The sequence below is a fragment of the Xanthomonas sontii genome, assembly GCF_040529055.1.
Classification (GTDB): Bacteria; Pseudomonadota; Gammaproteobacteria; order Xanthomonadales; family Xanthomonadaceae; genus Xanthomonas_A; species Xanthomonas_A sontii.
The window spans coordinates 2,445,135-2,463,002 of record NZ_CP132342.1 but is presented as its reverse complement, the minus strand read 5'-3'; the positions used below and the strand labels follow the sequence as shown (position 1 = coordinate 2,463,002).

General features: G+C 69.4%; 12 protein-coding genes. 3 read left to right on the top strand and 9 right to left on the bottom strand.

Annotated elements, in window-relative coordinates:
• Positions 1-387 precede the first annotated feature (387 nt).
• From RAB70_RS10285 to RAB70_RS10260, 6 genes are all read right to left on the bottom strand, one after another.
• Positions 388-2,646, bottom strand: a complete 2,259-nt coding sequence (locus RAB70_RS10285) for a methyl-accepting chemotaxis protein (protein ID WP_148827712.1) — start codon at positions 2,644-2,646, stop codon at positions 388-390.
• A gap of 450 nt (positions 2,647-3,096) precedes the next feature.
• Positions 3,097-4,161: a polysaccharide lyase family 1 protein gene (locus RAB70_RS10280; protein WP_017910646.1), complete on the bottom strand. Its 1,065-nt coding sequence runs from the start codon at positions 4,159-4,161 to the stop codon at positions 3,097-3,099.
• Positions 4,162-4,580: 419 nt separating this feature from the next.
• Positions 4,581-6,584, bottom strand: coding sequence for a M1 family metallopeptidase (locus tag RAB70_RS10275; RefSeq protein ID WP_148827711.1), 2,004 nt, complete (start codon positions 6,582-6,584; stop codon positions 4,581-4,583).
• 211 nt (positions 6,585-6,795) lie between these two features.
• Positions 6,796-7,743: an aspartate carbamoyltransferase catalytic subunit gene (locus RAB70_RS10270; RefSeq protein WP_017913284.1), complete on the bottom strand. Its 948-nt coding sequence runs from the start codon at positions 7,741-7,743 to the stop codon at positions 6,796-6,798.
• A gap of 19 nt (positions 7,744-7,762) precedes the next feature.
• Positions 7,763-8,275 (bottom strand): Holliday junction resolvase RuvX, encoded by a 513-nt coding sequence (ruvX, locus tag RAB70_RS10265; RefSeq protein WP_408068866.1) that lies wholly within the window; start codon positions 8,273-8,275, stop codon positions 7,763-7,765.
• Positions 8,268-8,834, bottom strand: a complete 567-nt coding sequence (locus RAB70_RS10260; RefSeq protein ID WP_010344126.1) for a YqgE/AlgH family protein — start codon at positions 8,832-8,834, stop codon at positions 8,268-8,270. The genes ruvX and RAB70_RS10260 overlap by 8 nt, the downstream gene beginning before the upstream one ends.
• A 105-nt stretch (positions 8,835-8,939) precedes the next feature.
• Here RAB70_RS10260 and RAB70_RS10255 point away from each other — a divergent pair, with 105 nt between their 5' ends.
• Genes RAB70_RS10255 through RAB70_RS10245 form a run of 3 tightly spaced genes read left to right on the top strand, consistent with a single transcriptional unit; the run spans position 8,940 to position 12,504 of the window.
• Positions 8,940-10,733, top strand: a complete 1,794-nt coding sequence (locus tag RAB70_RS10255) for a DUF4153 domain-containing protein (protein ID WP_148827710.1) — start codon at positions 8,940-8,942, stop codon at positions 10,731-10,733.
• Between the two features lie 14 nt (positions 10,734-10,747).
• Positions 10,748-11,287 (top strand): DNA-3-methyladenine glycosylase I, encoded by a 540-nt coding sequence (locus RAB70_RS10250; protein ID WP_043095742.1) that lies wholly within the window; start codon positions 10,748-10,750, stop codon positions 11,285-11,287.
• Positions 11,269-12,504: a hypothetical protein gene (locus tag RAB70_RS10245; RefSeq protein ID WP_148827716.1), complete on the top strand. Its 1,236-nt coding sequence runs from the start codon at positions 11,269-11,271 to the stop codon at positions 12,502-12,504. The genes RAB70_RS10250 and RAB70_RS10245 overlap by 19 nt, the downstream gene beginning before the upstream one ends.
• A gap of 210 nt (positions 12,505-12,714) precedes the next feature.
• On the opposite strand, the gene RAB70_RS10240 is transcribed toward RAB70_RS10245, so the two are convergent.
• The 3 genes from RAB70_RS10240 to RAB70_RS10230 are packed head-to-tail and all read right to left on the bottom strand — an operon-like array spanning position 12,715 to position 17,111.
• Entirely contained in the window at positions 12,715-13,830 is a 1,116-nt protein-coding gene (locus tag RAB70_RS10240; protein WP_265531481.1) for an FAD-dependent oxidoreductase, read from the bottom strand.
• Between the two features lie 49 nt (positions 13,831-13,879).
• Positions 13,880-15,949, bottom strand: a complete 2,070-nt coding sequence (locus RAB70_RS10235) for a LodA/GoxA family CTQ-dependent oxidase (RefSeq protein WP_148829195.1) — start codon at positions 15,947-15,949, stop codon at positions 13,880-13,882.
• Positions 15,950-15,986: 37 nt separating this feature from the next.
• Positions 15,987-17,111: a hypothetical protein gene (locus RAB70_RS10230; RefSeq protein ID WP_225851659.1), complete on the bottom strand. Its 1,125-nt coding sequence runs from the start codon at positions 17,109-17,111 to the stop codon at positions 15,987-15,989.
• Positions 17,112-17,868: the final 757 nt, after the last annotated feature.

The window sequence follows — 17,868 nt, the reverse complement described above, 5'->3', positions numbered from 1 at the left end:
GAACGCGATCGCCGTCACTTCGCAGCGTCAGCCGGCAACCCGCGGCCGCAGCCGCGGCGGCAGCGATGCTGTCGTACAAGGGACGCGTCGCATCACGCGCACGGCGTCTGCCGCACGGCGGCGGCGCACGTGACGACGTGCTGGATGCTCACGCGGGCAACACGCGCGTAAGCCCCAGGCAGGCGTGAGGACGGAGCAGGACGCCCACGCGCGCGGCGTGGGCGTCGGTCAGAAACAGCGTGCCGCGCCAAGGCAGGCACGGCATCGCGACCGCAGTGGAACATCCTCGGATCTGCGGGATGCGGCACCGGCAGCCGCAAGGCAACCGCCACGCGACAGGCGAGCGACGCGCATTGCGCCGCTCGCCGATGACAGGCGCCGTGCGGCTCAGAACTCCTGCCAATCCTTGTCCAGCGCCATCGCCGCCGCCGGCTGCGCCGCACGCCGCGCAGGTGCGGCCTTGGCCGCTGCCGGACGGACGCTGCGCTTGCCCGCGGGCGTCGCGGTGGCCTGGTGCCGCGGCGCCTGCGCTACCGGCGTGGCCGCGGATGCGTCGAGCTTGAACAGCGCCACCGCCTGGCTCAGTTCCACCGCCTGCTGCTCCATCGAGCGCGCCGCCGCACTGGCCTCTTCCACCAAGGCCGCGTTCTGCTGGGTGCTCTCATCCATCTGCGTCACGGTCTGGTTGACCTGCTCGATGCCGGCCGACTGCTCCTGCGAGGCCGCGGAGATTTCCCCCATGATGTCGGTGACACGCTGCACCGAGGTCACGATCTCGGTCATGGTCTTGCCGGCCTGGTCGACCAGGACCGAACCTTCGGCGACGCGGCTCACCGAATCGTCGATCAGGCTCTTGATCTCCTTGGCCGCGCTGGCCGAGCGCTGCGCCAGGGTGCGCACCTCGCTGGCGACCACGGCGAAACCGCGTCCCTGGTCGCCGGCACGCGCGGCTTCCACCGCCGCGTTGAGGGCCAGGATGTTGGTCTGGAAGGCGATGCCGTCGATCACCGAGATGATGTCGGCGATGCGCCGCGACGCATCCTCGATGCCGCTCATGGTGGTCACCACCTGGCCGACCACGTCGCCGCCCTGCGAGGCGACCGAGGCCGCACCGGCGGCGAGCTGATTGGCCTGGCGCGCGTGCTCGGCGTTCTGGCGAACGGTGGAGGTCAGTTCCTCCATCGAGGCTGCGGTTTCTTCCAGGCTGGCGGCCTGCTGCTCGGTGCGGCGCGATAGATCGTCGTTGCCGGCGGCGATCTCGCTGGCCGCGGCATTGATCGACACTGCCGAATGCTTGATGCGGCCGACGATGCCGGCCAGTTGTTCGGCGGTGGCGTTGGCGTCGTCGCGCATCTGTGCGAACACGCCGCGGAAGTCGCCGTGCATGCGCGCGGTCAGATCGCCCGCGGCGATCGCCTGCAGCAGGGTCGACAGCGCCTGCAGGTTGCCATCGGCGGTGGCCATTAGCTGGTTGAGGCTGTCCACCATCACCCGGAAGTCGTACTGGAAGCGCTCAGCGTCGCCGCGCGCGCTGAAGTCGCCGTCGGCGGCGGACGTCGCCAGCTGCTTGATCTGCCCGTTCATCGCCGACAGGTTGGCCTTGACCTCGTCCATGGTCTGGCTCAGCACCGCCTCCTCGCCAGGCAGGCGGTCCATGTCCTGCGACAGGTCGCCGATCGCGTAGCGGCCCATGATCTGCGCCAGGCGCGTCTTCACCGCCAGGTGCGAGGCCACCAGCGCATTGGTCTCGGCCGCCATGCGCCCGTAGTCGCCCGGGAAGGCCTGCGCTTCGATGCGATGGCTGACTTCGCCCGCGTCGTGGCGCTTGGCCATTTCCAACTGCGCGCCGATCAGGTTGCTGACCTGCTGCTGCATGCCCTGCATCGCAACCAGCAGACGTCCGGTTTCGTCGCGGGCGTCGGTGCGTACGTCGTTGTCGAGCTTGCCGCTGGCGATGGCCTCGGCGACGCGCGTGGCGCGGGTCAGCGGCACGGTCAGGCTGCGGGTGATCAGCCAGGCCAGCAGGCCGCTGACCAGCACCACGAGCACGCCACCGGCCACCAGCAGGCTGCGGCCGCGGTCCATCGCGACGTTGGCGCCGGCGTAGGCCTCGGCACCGCGCGTGCGCTGCCGGTTGGCATAGGTATTGATCGCCTCCTGCCATTGCTGCGTCGCCGGTCCGGCCTCCGCCATCAGGACTTTCAATGCCTCATCGGCCTTGTTGGCCATGCCCAGGTCCAGGACCTTCTGGTTGGCGAGACGGGTCCGATCGTAGGCGTCGTCGATAGCCTTGCGCATCTGCGCGCCGGTGGCATCGCTGACCGGGATCGCATAGAGCTTGTCGTGGACCTCGCCGTAGTAGCGGCGCTGCTGGTCGACGGCCTTGGCGAACCGCTCGTTCTCTTCCTGCGTGGTCGGCAGCACGATGTTGCGCAGATTGACCGCCACCTGTGCGCTGGCATTGCGCATTTCGCCGGTGTAATCGAGGATCTGCATGCGCCGGTTGACGATGGTGTCCATCATCTCGCGCGCCTGTTTCAGCGTCAGCAGCCCGGCGACGACGAGCGCACAGGAGAGCAGGATGAGGACGCCGAAGGCGGACGCGAGCCGCGTCCCGACGTTGTAGCGTTGCAGGATTCCGATCATGAGGGGCCACCAAGTAAGAAAAGGAGAGCAGCCCGCGCCACGACCTGGATCGCGCAGGACTCCCTCGGGCCAACGGCCTGGGCGCGATGCGACGGAGAAGAAGGAAAAGACACTTCCAGCACCGGCCGCATCGGGGGTGTCCCATGCGGGTACTCGTACTAGGTAACGGCGACCCGCCTGGAATCTTGATGCGCAACTGCGCACAGTTTCCTAAATCCCCTCAGCATCGTGACTACGAAGTGCACGTTGCGCGTCTCCCTCACGCCACCGTTGCGCACCCGTAAATTCCACGTGAAACAAGGATTAGAAGGCGCCCCATCGGTGCTGGCGCACGTCACACTTACCGCCGCAGGCATTGCCACGCGCACACCAAGAATGTCGTAAACGGCATATATCCGCGACCGCCTGGGCGACCGGCCTCCGCGCCGTCGGGCGCGGAGGCGGCGTGCCTCACTCGGCCAGGTTGGTGCCGGCACCGGCGGTGGCGATGACCTTGGCCTTGACCTGCGCGGCAGGGATCGCCGTGTACATGTAACCCAGCGACTCAGGATAGGTCTTGGACGAGATCCAGGTGGTGGCGTTGGCGTAGGGCTTGCTGGTGCTCTCCGGCACCGTCCAGGTGATGCCGCTGCCGACGTAGTTGTTGATCAGGTCCCAGTAGCCGATCTCGCTGCTGTCGCGCGAGGTCACCGGGTTCTTGATGTTCTCGAAGTAGTTGGCTTCGATCAGCGCCACCCCGCCCATGCGCACGTTGATGCCGGAGGTGAAGACGTTGTTGAAGTAGTTGTTGTAGATGTGGCTCAACCCGCGCCGCTGCAGCGGCAGGCGCGATTCCACGTTCTCGAAGCGGTTGTGATGGTAGGTGGTGCGCGCAGCGGCGTTCTGGGTATCGCTGTCGCTGTAGCCGTTGAGCGCGACCTTCTGGTAGTCGTGGATGTAGTTGTACGACACGGTGACGTGGTTGACGCCCTTCTTCATGTCGATGCCGCCGTCGAAGGACGCGTCGCCGGCGCCGGGGCATTTGGTCAGCGAGGCGAAGATGGTGTTGTGGTCCACCCAGATGTTGGACGGCTGGCCGCTGGAATTGCCTTCCAGCGAGATCGAATCGGCGTCCTCGCCGCCGGGCAGCAGGCCGATGGTCATGTTGCGGATGATGACGTTGTGCGCATTGCCGACCACGCGCACGCCGAAGTTGGCCGAGGAGCCGTTCGCCCCTTTGATGGTGATGTCGCGCTTGTTCTTGATCTGCACGGTCTTGGCCGGCAGCTTCCATTGCGTGCATACGTCGGTGATGCTGGCGTAGTTGAAACTGCCGGTGTAGTTGAGCACCAGGCCGCCGGAGCCGGCGTAGTTGTCGATCGCCGCCTGCATCGCCTCCATCGTGGCGACGTTGACCGGAATGGCGTTGCCGCCACCGGTGGTGTTGGCGCCGTAGCCGACCGGGCCGGCGAAGGCCGGGGCGGCGCCGACGGCCAGAGCGAGCGCCAGTGCGCCCCTGCGGAACTGCTGCTGCATGATGTCTCTCCCATCTGTCGCGATGAGTGCAGGACGCATGACAGTGCATGCATGCGCCGGCACGGGGCGTGGGGGCCGGCGGCATTCTTGGAATGCACGCGGCGGCCCGCGCAATCGCCGCGACGCAGAACTGGAACCCTGCGCTCCGTTCGCCGCGCGGGACAGGACAAGCGGACACGCACGGTCCGCAGGAGACAGACAGCGACAGCCGGGGACAGGCTTCCCGCACGTACGCTGCGTTGGACGCACCTCGCCGGCAACGACGGCGAACGGCCGTGCATCGCACGCATCGCCATCGCCGTCGGCGCACTGCGCAGGGACAAGCGCACGCCGGCGCTGCGCGGCCGCGAATGTTGCGGCCGCAGCACGTTTGCGCGGGCCATCCGACGCCGAACAGGCGCCGAATGGCCGCAACGCGCTCAGCTCACCGTGTCCAGGCGGTTGTCGCTGCGGTCGGCGTCGGGCAGCACGTGGTCCGGATCCAGGGTCACGTGCAGCACCTTCTGCGTACTCGGCACCCGGATCTGCGGCTGGGTCTGCTGCATCCAGGTCTCCACCGGCACGCGCTGATCGAGATGGCTGCCGTCGGCGAAGTCGATGCGCAAGGTCGCCGGCATCACCAGCTTCTGGCGGCTGCCCAAGGTCACCAGCAGGCCCTTGGCCGGATCATGGTCGACGTAAGCGGCCGCGCGCACGCCCATGTCCAGCTGCCAGTTGTTGAAATACCAGCCGCGCCACCACCAGCTCAGGTCCTCGCCGGCCTCGCTCTCCATCAGCCGGAAGAAATCCGACGGCGTCGGGTGCTTGTAGGCCCAGGTGGCGATGTACTTGCGGAACGCCGGATCGAAGCGCGCCGGGCCGAGGATCTGCTCGCGCAGCAGCACCAGGCCCAGCGCGCCCTTGAAGTAGGTCAGCGGATGCCGGTATTTCTCGCTGGTGGCGTCGGCGCGATCGAGCAGGGTCGGCGCCTGCGCGTCGGCCAGCAGTGGCAGGATCTCGTCCACCGGGTTGCCGCCGCCGGGCGCGTACTCGCCATCGCGCTTGGGTGCGAACTCGCCATGGTTGATCGCGTCGGAGGCGTAGACGTCGATGAAGGTATTGAAGCCCTCGTCCATGAACGCATGGCGACGCTCGTTGGAGCCGACGATCATCGGGAACCAGCCGTGGCCGAGTTCGTGCGCGGTGATCCAGAACAGTTGCTTGCCGCCGTCCTCCATGTCGTCGAAGACGATGCCCGGATATTCCATGCCGGCGCCGTGGCCGCCCAGGTTCACCGCCGCCGGCCACGGGTACGGATACCACTGCGAGAAGTGTTCGATCGAGGCTTTGACGAACTCGGTGGAGCGGCCCCACTTGTCGCTGCCGACCGCGCTGCGCGGATACACCGACATCGCCAGCGCATGCTTGCCCTCGGGCAGGTTGATCCGCGCCGCATCCCACACGAACGCAGGCGAAGCGGCGAAGGCGACGTCGCGGGTGTGGTCCATGTGGAAGCGCCAGGTCTGGGTGCCGCTGGCGTTGGGCCGACTGTCCGGCGTGCCCACCTCATCGGCGCCGCGGATGGTCACCGTGCTGTCGCTGGCGGCGGCTTGCGCGAGGCGCTGGCGCTGGGTGGCGGTGAGCACCTGCGCCGGGTTCACCAGCTCGCCGGACCCGGCCACCAGGTAGTCCCACGGCACCGTCACCGCGTAGTCGAAATCGCCGTACTCCAGGTAGAACTCCGCGCCCAGGTAGGGCTGCGTGTCCCAGCCGCGCAGGTCGTCGTACACCGCCATGCGCGGATACCACTGCGCGATCTCGTAGATGTCGCCGTCGGGGGTGGGCGTGACCGCGGTGCGGCCGCCCCATGTGCCGGGCACGGTGTAGGCGTAGTCGATGTGCAGCTTGAGCGCCTTGCCGCTGGCCAGCGGCTGCGGCAGATCCACGCGCATGCGCGTGTCGTCGATCAGGAAGGTGGCCGCCACGCGCTTGCCGCCCTGCTCCAGTTCCACCTTGGCGATGCGGTAGCCCTCGGTGCTCTGCGGCGCGGGCCGGTCGGCACGCGCGGCGCGCAAGTTGCGGGCGCGGGCATCGCTGCGGTACAGGTTCTGGTCCAGCTGCAACCACAGCACGTCCAGCGTGTCCGGGCTGCGGTTGCTGTAGGTGATGGTCTCCTGGCCGCGCAGGGTGTGCGTGGCCGGTTCCAGGGTGGCGTGCAGGTCGTAGTCGGCGCGGTTCTGCCAGTACTGCGGGCCGGGCACGCCGCCGCCGCTGCGGTAGGCGTTGGCCGGCTGCGGCAACTGCAGCGGTGCGAACAGCGCCAGCGGATCGTAGGTGCCGGCACCATCCGCGGCGGCGGCAGTGGCGGCATCGGCCTGGGCGGCGGCGGCGACAAGGGAAACACAAGCCGCGGCGAACGCAGCGCGGCGCAGGACAAGGAGCATGGTGGCGTCCGTGGGGAGGATCGCCGCCGATGGTAGGCCGATTGAGGGTAGCGCGAATGTGCCGTTCGCCACCTTCGGCAGCGGATGCTCGGCAAGACGGAGTAGCAGCGGCTTCAGCCGCGATGGGCATTCCCGGTAAAGCCCGTCGCGGCTGATCCCCGAAAAGGGGACAAGCGCCGCTCCTACGACGACAGGACGACGCGCGCCGGGCTCAGCCCAGCAAGGTCTCCAGCACCGCCATGCGCACCGCCACGCCGTTGGCGACCTGGCGCAGGATGCACGACTGCGCGCCGTCGGCGACTTCGTCGGTGATCTCCACGCCGCGGTTGATCGGGCCCGGATGCAGCACCACTGCGTCCTTCGACGCGCGGCGCAGCCGCTCGGCGGTGAGGCCGTACTGGCCGTGGTAGTCCTCCAGCGAGGTCACCAGGCCTTCCTCCATGCGCTCGCGCTGCAGGCGCAACATCATCACCGCGTCCACGCCATCGAGCATGGCGTCGAAGTCCTCGCCGACCACGCAGCCGTCGAGGGTGCCGTCGTCGGGCAGCAGCGCGCGCGGGCCGCACACGCGCACTTCGCCGGCACCGAGGGTGCGCAGCGCGTGCAGGTCCGAGCGCGCCACCCGCGAGTGCTTGACGTCGCCGACGATGACCAGCTTGAGCTTGGAGAAGTCGCCGCCCTTGGCGTGGCGCAGGGTCAGCATGTCGAGCAGACCCTGGGTGGGATGCGCGCTGCGGCCGTCGCCGGCGTTGATCAGCGCGGTGCCCTCGCCCGCCGCCTCGGCCAGGCGCTCCACCGCGCCGTCCTCGGGGTGGCGCACGACGAAGCCGCGCACGCCCATCGCTTCCAGGTTCTTCAGCGTGTCGCGCGCGGTCTCGCCCTTGCGCGTGGACGAGGTGGAGGCGTCGAAGTTCAGCACGTCGGCACCGAGCCGCTGCGCGGCCAGCTGGAACGAACTGCGGGTGCGCGTGGACGGTTCGAAGAACAGCGTGCACACCGCGGTGCCGGCCAGCACGTTGCGCTTGCCGACCCGGCCCACCGCCGCGTCGCGGATCTGCCCGGCGCGGTCCAGCAGTTGCAGCAGGGTCGCGCGCGGCAGCCCTTCCAGGGTCAGCAGGTGGCGCAGGCGCCCGTTCGAATCGAGTTGCGGATCAGTCATGGCGGGTCCGGGCAGTGGATCAGGGAGGGGGAATGGCGTCGTCGGGCGCGGCCAGCCAGCGCTCCACGATCACCGCGGCGGCCACCGCGTCCAGCGCGGCGGCGTCGCGGCGGCGCTTGCGGCCGGCCGCGCGGTCCACCGCGAAGCGTTGTGCGGCCTCGACCGAACTGGAGCGTTCGTCCACCAGCACCACCGGCAGGCGGTAGCGCGCGCCCAGTTCGCGGGCGAAGGCGTGCGCGCGCTTGCGGTTGGGCTGGTCGGCACCGTCGAGGGTGAGCGGATCGCCGACCACCAGGCCGTGCGGCCGCCATTCGGCATGCAGGCGGTCCAGCGCCGGCCAGTCCGGCCCCTGCGCATGCACGTCGATCACCGCCAGCGCGCGCGCGCCGTTGCCGAAACAACTGCCGACGGCCACGCCGATGCGGCGGTGGCCGACGTCGAAACCGAGCACGGTGCCGTCGCGGCGGATCGTCGCGGGCGCGGCGCTGGCGGGCGCGGACGCGCCAGGCGCAGGCAGGCCGGACTCAGGCATGCCCGCTGTAGTCGGTGAGGCGGAACAGGTCCACGCCGATGCGCCCGGCCGCGGTCTGCCAGCGCCGCTCCAGCGGCAGCTCGAACAGCAGTTCGGCATCGGCCGGTGCGGTCAGCCAGCTGTTCTCGCCCAGTTCGTACTCCAGTTGGCCGGCGCCCCAGCCGGCGCAGCCCAGCGCGACCACCGCGTTGCGCGGGCCTTCGCCGCGCGCCATCGCCTCGAGCACGTCGCGCGAGGTGGTCAGGTACAGGCCGTCGGCGAACGCCAGGCTGGAATCCCAGCCGTGCGCGCCGTCGTGGATGACGAAGCCGCGCTCCGGATGCACCGGGCCGCCGCTGAGCACCACCTGCTCGCGCAGCGTGGCGTCGATGGTCTCGATGCCCATCTGCTCCAGCACTTCCCCCAGGGTGTATTCGGAGGCGCGGTTGACCACCACGCCCATCGCGCCGTTCTCGTCGTGCTGGCAGATCAGCGCCACGCTGCGGGCGAAGTTGGGATCGGACAGCGCCGGCAGCGCGATCAGCAGTTGGTTGGCCAGAGGCGTGGGCAAAGCGGACATGGCCCCATTCTATCGTCCCTCCCGCGTGCGCGCTGCCCGGGCTGCGGCGGGCTGCCATAATCCGCCCGACCGCGACCGCGATCGGTCGCCCAGGAGCACGCACGCATGGACACGCCCCCCGACCTGCCACGCCAGACCCGCGCCTTCATCGTGCTGGTGGCCCTGCTGCAGGGCGCGCTGCTGTACCTGGCGCAGCGCGGCGCCGAGCGCGGCCTGTGGCCGTTCGGCTCCCTGGGCGGTCAGGTGTGCTGGTACACCCTGGTGCTGACCGTGCCGACCATGACCCTGCTGTCGGTGCGGCACCTGGGCGCGCTGCGCCTGTGGCAGCACACCATCGCGGTGGCGGTGCTGGTGGCGGCCCTGTCCGCCTGGGCGGTGTGGAACGCCACCGGCGCGCCCGGCCTGCGCGCCGGCCAGGTGCTGGGCCCGTTCGCTGCGACCGTGGCGCTGGCGATGTTCGTGCTGCTGCCGTGGCTGCAGTGCCGGCTGCAGCACGGGCGCTGGCAGGCGCCGTACCGCGACCTGTTCGAGCATGCCTGGCAGAACGCGCTGACCCTGGCGCTGGCGCTGCTGTTCGTCGGGATTTGCTGGCTGGTGCTGTGGCTGTGGGGCGCGCTGTTCGCGCTGGTCAAGCTGACCCTGTTCCGCGACCTGTTCCGGCAGACCGCCTTCGTCTACCTGGCCACCGGCACCATGTTCGGCCTGGGCATCCTGATCGGCCGCACCCAGCAGCGCGCGGTGCAGGTGATGCGGCAGATCCTGTTCGCGATCTGCACCGGGCTGCTGCCGCTGCTGGCGTTCGTGGCGGTGCTGTTCGCGCTGAGCCTGCCGTTCACCGGCCTGCAGCCGCTGTGGGAGACCCGGGCTGCGGCCAGCATCCTGATCGCGGTGGTGGCCACGCTGGTGGTGTTCGTCAATGCGGTGTACCAGGACGGCACCGCCGACGCGCCCTACCCGGCCTGGCTGCAACGGGTGATCGACGCCGGGCTGCTGAGCCTGCCGCTTTACGCAGGGCTGGCGCTGTACGCGCTGTCGCTGCGCATCGCGCAGTACGGCTGGAGTACCGAGCGCTTTGCCGGGGTGCTGGTCGCGGTGGTCGCCTGCGGCTACGCATGCGGTTATGCCTGGGCGGTGCTGCGCCCGGGCGCACGCTGGCTGCAGCCGCTGGCGCCGGTGAACCGGGTGTTGTCGTGGGTGGTGATCGGCCTGGCGCTGGCGACAAGTTCGCCGCTGCTGGACCCCTACCGCCTGGTCGTCGGCGACCAGTTGCAGCGCCTGGCCGATGGCCGCACCAGCGCCGCGCAACTGGACCTGGCCTACCTGCGCTTCGACAGCGGCCGCCGTGGCTATCGGGCGGTACAGGCGCTGCGCGAGGTGCCCGCGTTCGCCGACGATCCGGTGCAGCGCGAGCGCCTGCAGCGGATGCTGCAGCGCCAGCAGCGCTGGGGCAGCGACAACGAGGATGCGCCGCGCAGCACCGATCCGCTGCAGGTGCGCCAACGCATCGCGCCGGCCGCCGGCAGCGCCGAGCCCGACGCCGCCTGGTGGCAGGCGCTGCTGGCCGGCAAGATCGAGGACGGCAATTGCCGGCGCGAGGGCGCGCAGTGCGTGGCGCTGCGCCGCGACCTGGATGGCGATGGCCACGACGACGTGTTGCTGTGCAATGCCAGCGCCGGCTACGGCGTCGAATGCCGGATCCACACCGACCCGGGCAGCGGCTGGCGCGACGTAGCGCGGACGCATTTCTTCCCGCGCCACGGCGACAACACCGAGGCGCTGTACCAGGCACTGCGCGACGGCAAGCTGCAGGTGCTGCCGCGGCGCTGGCCCGACCTGCAACTGCCCGGTACTCAGCGGACCGAGCTGTACCCCGCCGACCCCAACGACCAGATCGACTGACGGATACCCGCCGCATGAGCAGCTACTGCGATATCGCCCCCGGGCACCCGGTGCACGGCCACTACCACGACCACGAGTACGGCGTGCCGCAACGCGCCGAAGCCGACCTGTTCGAGCGGCTGGTGCTGGAGATCAACCAGGCCGGGCTGAGCTGGGAGCTGATGCTGAAGAAGCGCGCCGGCTTCCGCGCCGCCTACGCCGGCTTCGACGTGGACACGGTGGCGGCCTTCGGCGAGGCCGACGTGCTGCGCCTGCTCGGCGATGCCGGGATCATCCGCAACCGGCTCAAGGTGCAGGCGGCGATCCACAACGCGCAGGTGATCCAGCGCCTGCGGGCCAGCCACGGCAGCTTCGCCGCGTGGCTGGACGCGCAGCATCCGCGCAGCAAGGCCGAGTGGATCAAGCTGTTCAAGCGCACTTTCCGCTTCACCGGCGGCGAGATCACCGGCGAGTTCCTGATGAGCCTGGGCTACCTGCCCGGCGCGCACCGCGAAGACTGCCCGGCGTTCGCGCGCATCGCGCAGTTGGATCCGCCGTGGATGCGCAGCGCATGAACGGCGCCGCAGCGCCTGCTGCGCCTGCACGCTTCGCCGCCGCACCACGCTGGATGCCACGGATACGGCCGACATCGTGGGCGACGGCGGCGCTGCTCGCACTGGCCGCATGCCCGGCGCCCGCGCATGCGGCCGCCCCCGGGACGGCGACGCTGCCGCAGGTACTCGAGCAGCTGCGCCGCGAGATCGAGGCCGAACCAGCCAGCAACCCCACGCCGATCGACACGGTGCTACAGCGCCATGAGGACACCACTGGCGTGAGCTTCGACCTCGCCGCAGCGGGCGCCGCAGCCGCGCCACTCGTGCAACCGGCCGGCGTCACCGCAGACGAATGGCAAGCGGTGCGCACATACAGGGGTGACGCCGGCACCGCGCAGGACGACGTTTCCGAAAACGGCGACGACCACTACACCCTGCTCGATCTTGACGAAGACGGGCAACGCGATCTGGTGATCACATCCTATGTCGGTGGCACTGGCCTGTTCACCGAGATCACGGTGCTGCGCCGCGACCCCGTACACGGCTTCCTTGCCCTGCCCAACACCGCACCCGACACAGCGCCGGCGACAGGCACCTTCAGCATCAACGGCCGCGGCAGCGATCAGACCCTGTACTGGCTGCGCATCGACGGCCGCAGCTATGCCGCCTATCGCGACGGCGACTACTTCCAGGACACGCTGAAGCTGTCGCGCCCGCTATCTCCGCTGCCGCAAGAGCACAGCAGCTCCCGCGTGCTGCAGGTGCGCTACCGCTATCGGCATACGCTGGCGCCTGCGCCAGATACTGCGAACGCCACGACCGAAGAGCAGGACGCCGCACGCTGGCTGACGCAGCACCCGCAACTGCGCGCGGTCGCGGACCGGGAGTTGCAGCGCCTCGGCTTCGACGCACAGGGCCGGCAACGCCGGCCGAACCCGGACGCGCGCTGCCCGGTTCCAGCAGCGACCAGCGACCCCGAAGAACGCGCGCAATGGCCGTGGCACGGGCCCGGTCACTATACGTTCGACTACGTCGCCGACATACGCCTGCGGGACGGATCGGATTGCTACAGCGCCAGCATCGTCGCCTTCCGCAGCAGCAACCTGACCTCCTACGCTGCCTGCTGTGCGCTGTGGCTGTACGCCGCGCCCGGCGAGCAGGCGGTGACCTTGCCGCTGCTGTCCAAGCGCGAGCGCAGCAGCGTCAAGCTGACCGCGGCGGCACCGCCCGCGCAGTGAACGTGGGCGGATCACCGCGGATCGGTCGCCACCGGCTCGCGCGCGATGCAACGGAAATGCGCCCCCGCTGGGTCACGCCGGAAACGGCGGCGTTGGCACGCGAGCACGGATAGCGCCGGTGGCAGCCCCATACCTCCGGCAAGTGGTTGGCGTTGAAGGGATCTGAGCGCCAGCGTCCTCTACCGCTCGCGCACGGCGTGGCGGTCGGCATCACCCCGCCAGCCGCGCCTGCCAGAACGGCGCCTGCGCCCAACGCCGCTCGCGCGCGTACAGCGCCCCGCGTTCGCGCAGGTAGGCGCGAAAGCGCGCGAACACGCCCTCCTGGTACGCCGCCAGCGGCGCCGGGCCGGCACCCTGCAGATGCGCTGCCAGTGCGTGCGCGGCGGCCTCGCCGTCCTGCAGGGCCTTGACGATGCCGTGCGCGGTCAGCGGATCGTAGGCGCTGGCCGCGTCGCCCACTGCCAACCAGTCGGCGCCCACCACGCGGCTGAGAATCGCCGACGGCCCCAGTGCGGCGATCAGGCCATCGGCCTCGGGTGCGCACGCCGCGCCCTGCGCCAACCACTGCGCGACATGCCGGGTCTGGTGCGCCGCCGCCAGCCACACGTCGCGGTCCAGGTACTGACGTTGCCGGCGCGGCTCCAGCGCCAGGGCCAGCATCAAGCGCTCATGCGGCAACTTCGCCGCATACCACCAGCCGTCGGCGCAGGCCTCCAACAAGGCCTGCGACGGAATCGCCTCAGCCCGCTCCAGCGCGAACACACCGGCGACGAAGGCCAGGCAATCCACCTCGTTGCGGGCAACGCCCAGCCGCCGCACCGCCGCGGCGGCGATGCCGCTGGCGTCCACCAGGAACCCGGCGCGCAGCCGGCGCACGCCGCCCTGCTCTTCGTGCAGCTCCAGCACCTGATCGCCATCGGCGGCGCGGCCGACCGCGCCCAGGCGCAGGCCGCGCAGCAGCGTGCCGCCCTGCGCCGGCACCGCCGCGGCCAGCATCGCGTCGAATGCGGCGCGGTCCACGTGCCAGCCCTTGCCGTGGCCGGCGACGATGAAATCGTTGTAGCCCAGCTCCGGCCGGCCCCAGCTGGCGCAACTGCCGGCCGAGGCCAGCGGCCGCTGCGCCAGGAACGCCTCCCACACGCCCAGCCGCTGCAGCGCGGCACTGGCGGTCGGCGCCAGCGCCTCGCCCAGCCGCCAGCCTGCAGCGCGGCCCATGTCGACCACGACCACGTCCTCGACCCCGCGCGCGGCCAGCGCCAGCGCCGTGGCGCAGCCGGCCACGCCGCCGCCGACGATGGCGACGGCGCAGCGGTCGTCCGCGCTCATCGGCGTGTCCCGTCCAGAGACGTCCATATGCTCCCGAGGTGCATGCTCGTCACACCTTCGGATCGACCGGCATGTTCGCCATCGGCCACGGCGCCACGAACTCCTGGCCCGGATCGAACTGGCTCGCCACTTCGAGGAACAGCTCGGCCGGGTACGGCGGCTTGCCGGAAACCTGCGCGATCTGCGCGCCACTGATGACGAAGCCCACCTTGGCCCAGTTGGCGACGAAGTCCGCGTACGCCTGGAAGCGTCCGGCCCTGGTCGGATACGGACTGTCGGTGCCTTCGCCACGCACCGAATAGACCTGCGGCCCCAGGTACCAGGTGTCGTCGTCGGGGTCGACCTGGCACAGCGCAGCCGGGTAGACCGCGAACGGCCGCTCGGCCGGCCAAGACCAGAACAAGGTGTTGTTCGGATTGACGGTCTGCTGCCCCGGATTGGGATCGGGCAGATGGGTGGCGCAGGAGTTGTAGTCGGTGTGCCAGGGCACCGACATGAACTTGGACAGGTCGCCCGGCTCCACCAGGTGCTGCTGCAGCGGCACATAGCCGAAGCTCAGGAACGCGCTGCCCTGGTTCGCCTTGCTGTAGTCCAGCGGCGCCTGGTTGATGCGGAACGGCCCGCAGTCCTGGGCCTTCCAGTCCTGCACGTAGAGGTTCACGTCGCGGATCGGGAACGACACCTCGATGCCCGGGCTGTAGCGGCCGCCGAGGCAGTTCTGCAGGGTGACGCGGTCCAGCGCTTCGCCAGGGCCCAGCACAGGTGCGCCGCCCTGCACGTAGTTCTTGCCGTGCCACTGGCTCAGCAGGAAGTACTGGGTGGAACTGACGCTGAGAAAGCTCTTCTGCGCATCGCCCAGCGACAGCGGCATCATCGGCGAGCCGGTCTCGGTGTCGGCGGCGGAGGCCGGGTCGCGGATCAGCGTCTTCAGGTTGGGAATCTTCGCGCTCGGATCGTCGGTGGGCTGGATCTGCCCGATCATGTCGTGGCCCTTGACCGCTCCCGACGGCAGATTGGTGTTCCAGCGCTGCAGCATCGCCGCGTGGAAGATCGGCTGGATGTCGTCGCTGAAGGACGGCTGGTAGGTGGCGACGAATGCGTTGTTGGCGTACAGCGACGGCACCAGACCCAATGCGCGCACCCACACGTCGTAGACGTCGTCCCAGGTGGACACCACGTTGCGGGTCTGCGGCGCATAGCCCGGATCGCCGGTGACGTACCAGGCACCCTGCACGCTGGCGGTGGATCCGTCGTTGAAGATCAGCACGGCATTGACCGGGCCATCGGCCGCGTCGTCGTACCACAGGCCGTTCTCGGTCGCGTCCTCCAGCGGCGGATAGCTGCCATCGGCCCCGATCACCGCCGAGGTGCGGGCGAAGCCGCCGGCCACGATCAGCGCGCCGTTGGCCTCCACGCGCATGTCGCCCAACGAATCGAGCTTGCCGAGCGGTTCGTGCAGCGTATGGAACATCGAGGGAAAGCTGACCGGATAGGCCGGCTGCGGGTGGATCGTGCCGCTAGCATCGGCGTAGCTGGCGGTGCTGGTCATGTCGAAGCCAACCACGGCGCTGCCCGCCGCGGCGGCGCTGAGCGCGCGCGGTCCTGCATCGATCACCAACTGCCGCAACCGTGTCGGATCGTTGGGATCGCTGGGATTTGCGGCATCGGGATAGTTCGGGTTGCGCAGTTCCAGCAGCCCGGGCTCCTCGTAGGCGCCGATGCCGCGAAACTGGCCGCCCTGGCTCACCGTCGAGTAGTTGTTGAGCTTCTTGTTGGCCAGATGCACGGTCCAGACGATGTCCTTGACCGTCTTGCCGTCGATCGTGCTGCCGACGTCCACGCGCACGCCGCCGCCGTTGGGATACGTGCCGGAACTGCCGCTGGGGTAGGCATAGATGTGGAAGCGCGCGGCCTGGCGCTTGACGTTGCCGGCGGCGTCGCGGAACTGCTCGGCGGTGATCGGCGTGGACTCGGTGCCGGGCTGCACCGGCAGCCCGCCCATCAGCCCGTCGGCACCGCGGGTGCCGGCCGCGGTCACCGGTGCGAGATAGAACTCCTGGCTGTCGCCAACGCGGCCGATGCCGATTGCCGGATGCACGCGAAACACGTTGCTGGTCATGGTGACTTGCTCCTGATCCGGATGAGAGGGGCGCGCCTCAGCGCGGCGTGGCCGGCCGCGCCGCCGGTGGGGCCTTCTGCGGCAACTGCGCCTGGAAGTAGTCGTTGATCACCACATGGCTGATGTTGACGTTCAGCCCCGGCAACGACTGCGCGCGCGGATCGGGCGAAATCACCTGGGTGGTGTTGTGGCAGGCGAAGCAGTTGTTCTGCGTGCTCTGCACCTGGGTGAAGGTCTCGATGGTGGAATTGGACAGCTTGATCGAGCCGGTGAGCAGCGGCGGCGCACCTTCGGGTGTCGGCGAGGGAATGCATTCCAGGGCCGAACCCGGCTGGAACGTGCAGTTGGGCGCCAACGCATCCTTGGCCACGAACCAGATCGCGCCGACCTCGAAGTAGTTCTTCCACACGTCGTTCAACTGGCTCTGCACCGAGGCGTTCATCGACTGGATGTTGGCGATGTTGCAGTCCTGGCCGCTCGGGCACGGCTTCTGCCCGCCGTACGGCACCATGCGGCAGACCTGGGTCACCGGACTCAGGGTCTGCGTCTGCGCGTTCAAGGTCAGCGCACCGGCACCGGCGGCGTTGACGTTGCACTGTTCGATCGGGGTACCGGCCTTGTAGAAGGTCCAGTCCTTGTCGGAGACGGGCTGGCCCGGATCGAGCGAGGTGTCCACGTCCGGCGCATTTTCGCGGTGCTCGAACGTGGCCCAGATCATCTCCGGATGGCCGGCGACCGTGCCGCCGATGTGGAAGCCGACCAGCGCCACGGTCTGGGTTTCGGTGTCGCCGGTGGCGATGATCTTGCCCTTGCGCATGCCCAGCTTGGCGATCTGCGCCTGGCGGGTATAGAACGTGGATACGTCCTCGCCCGGCTGCACCACTTTCCACGCCGCCTTCAGGGTCATGCTGCCGACCGGAAATGCCGCCTTCGGATCGAAGGCGCGCAACGCCTTCGGATTCTGCAGGTGATTGCTGGCGATGAACTGGCCGAACACGTCGTTGGAATGGATCGAGTAATAGACCGCGCGCCCATGCCGATCCACCAGCACGCCGTCCGGGCCCGCCTGATCGATCAGTTCGACGGTGCGCGCCTGCTGCGAGCGGCCGATCAACGGATCGAGGACGCCGTCGGCAACGCCGCCGATGCCATCGCTGGACATGCTCAGGAAGCGCGGCTGCCCGCCCACATCCTGGGTCAGCCACAGGAACGTATTCCACGACCACTGATGGAACTCGCAATTGCTGCTGGACGCGAAGCCCGCCGAATCCGGCGCCGGCGTTTGCGCATGCGGGAACCACGACGGCGCCGGCGGCCCCGGCGGCGTGCAGGCCGCTGCGCCTGGCGCGGGCCCCGATCCGGATCCCGCCACCGGCGTGGGTGTCGCCGTGACCGTCCCGCCACCGCTGCCGGGCTTCGATCCCGACCCAGGATTCACGGCAGAGCACGCCGCGACCACTACACAGACCAATGCCGCGAATCCCATCGCACGTTTCATCGCACTGCCCCTCGTTCCGTGGAAAAGCTGTAAGCGCCGGCATCCGTCGCGGCACGCCGGACAGGCAGCACCGCGCCGCCGCGCAGGCGCGGCGTCGAACATCGTGGTCATGGCATGCGGGTGGATCGCGCTCCCCGCGATCGCATGCGCCGTCTGTGCGCACTCATCCTTTCTTCGACAGCAGCGTGCGCTGCGTCACACTTGGACAGCAAGGCTGTTTCGTAGACACCGCGGAGATTCCGTAGACAGTTGCCGTCATGCACGGGCGATGCCGTGCCCAGCACAGTGCAGCGGCACGCCGATGGACGGCGGGCATTGCGTGCATGTCCTGCATGACCAAGCGCAGCACGCGCAGATCGCGCGACGTTCGCGCACCCGCAAGGAACACCCGCGTGCTGCGATGCGCGCGTCGCCGATCGCG

Coding starts and splice junctions, on each gene's coding strand:
- RAB70_RS10285 (WP_148827712.1), bottom strand. CDS start 2,646: ATGATCGGAATCCTGCAACGCTACAACGTCGGGACGCGGCTCGCGTCC.
- RAB70_RS10280 (WP_017910646.1), bottom strand. CDS start 4,161: ATGCAGCAGCAGTTCCGCAGGGGCGCACTGGCGCTCGCTCTGGCCGTC.
- RAB70_RS10275 (WP_148827711.1), bottom strand. CDS start 6,584: ATGCTCCTTGTCCTGCGCCGCGCTGCGTTCGCCGCGGCTTGTGTTTCC.
- RAB70_RS10270 (WP_017913284.1), bottom strand. CDS start 7,743: ATGACTGATCCGCAACTCGATTCGAACGGGCGCCTGCGCCACCTGCTG.
- ruvX (WP_408068866.1), bottom strand. CDS start 8,275: ATGCCTGAGTCCGGCCTGCCTGCGCCTGGCGCGTCCGCGCCCGCCAGC.
- RAB70_RS10260 (WP_010344126.1), bottom strand. CDS start 8,834: ATGTCCGCTTTGCCCACGCCTCTGGCCAACCAACTGCTGATCGCGCTG.
- RAB70_RS10255 (WP_148827710.1), top strand. CDS start 8,940: ATGGACACGCCCCCCGACCTGCCACGCCAGACCCGCGCCTTCATCGTG.
- RAB70_RS10250 (WP_043095742.1), top strand. CDS start 10,748: ATGAGCAGCTACTGCGATATCGCCCCCGGGCACCCGGTGCACGGCCAC.
- RAB70_RS10240 (WP_265531481.1), bottom strand. CDS start 13,830: ATGAGCGCGGACGACCGCTGCGCCGTCGCCATCGTCGGCGGCGGCGTG.
- RAB70_RS10235 (WP_148829195.1), bottom strand. CDS start 15,949: ATGACCAGCAACGTGTTTCGCGTGCATCCGGCAATCGGCATCGGCCGC.
- RAB70_RS10230 (WP_225851659.1), bottom strand. CDS start 17,111: ATGTCCAGCGATGGCATCGGCGGCGTTGCCGACGGCGTCCTCGATCCG.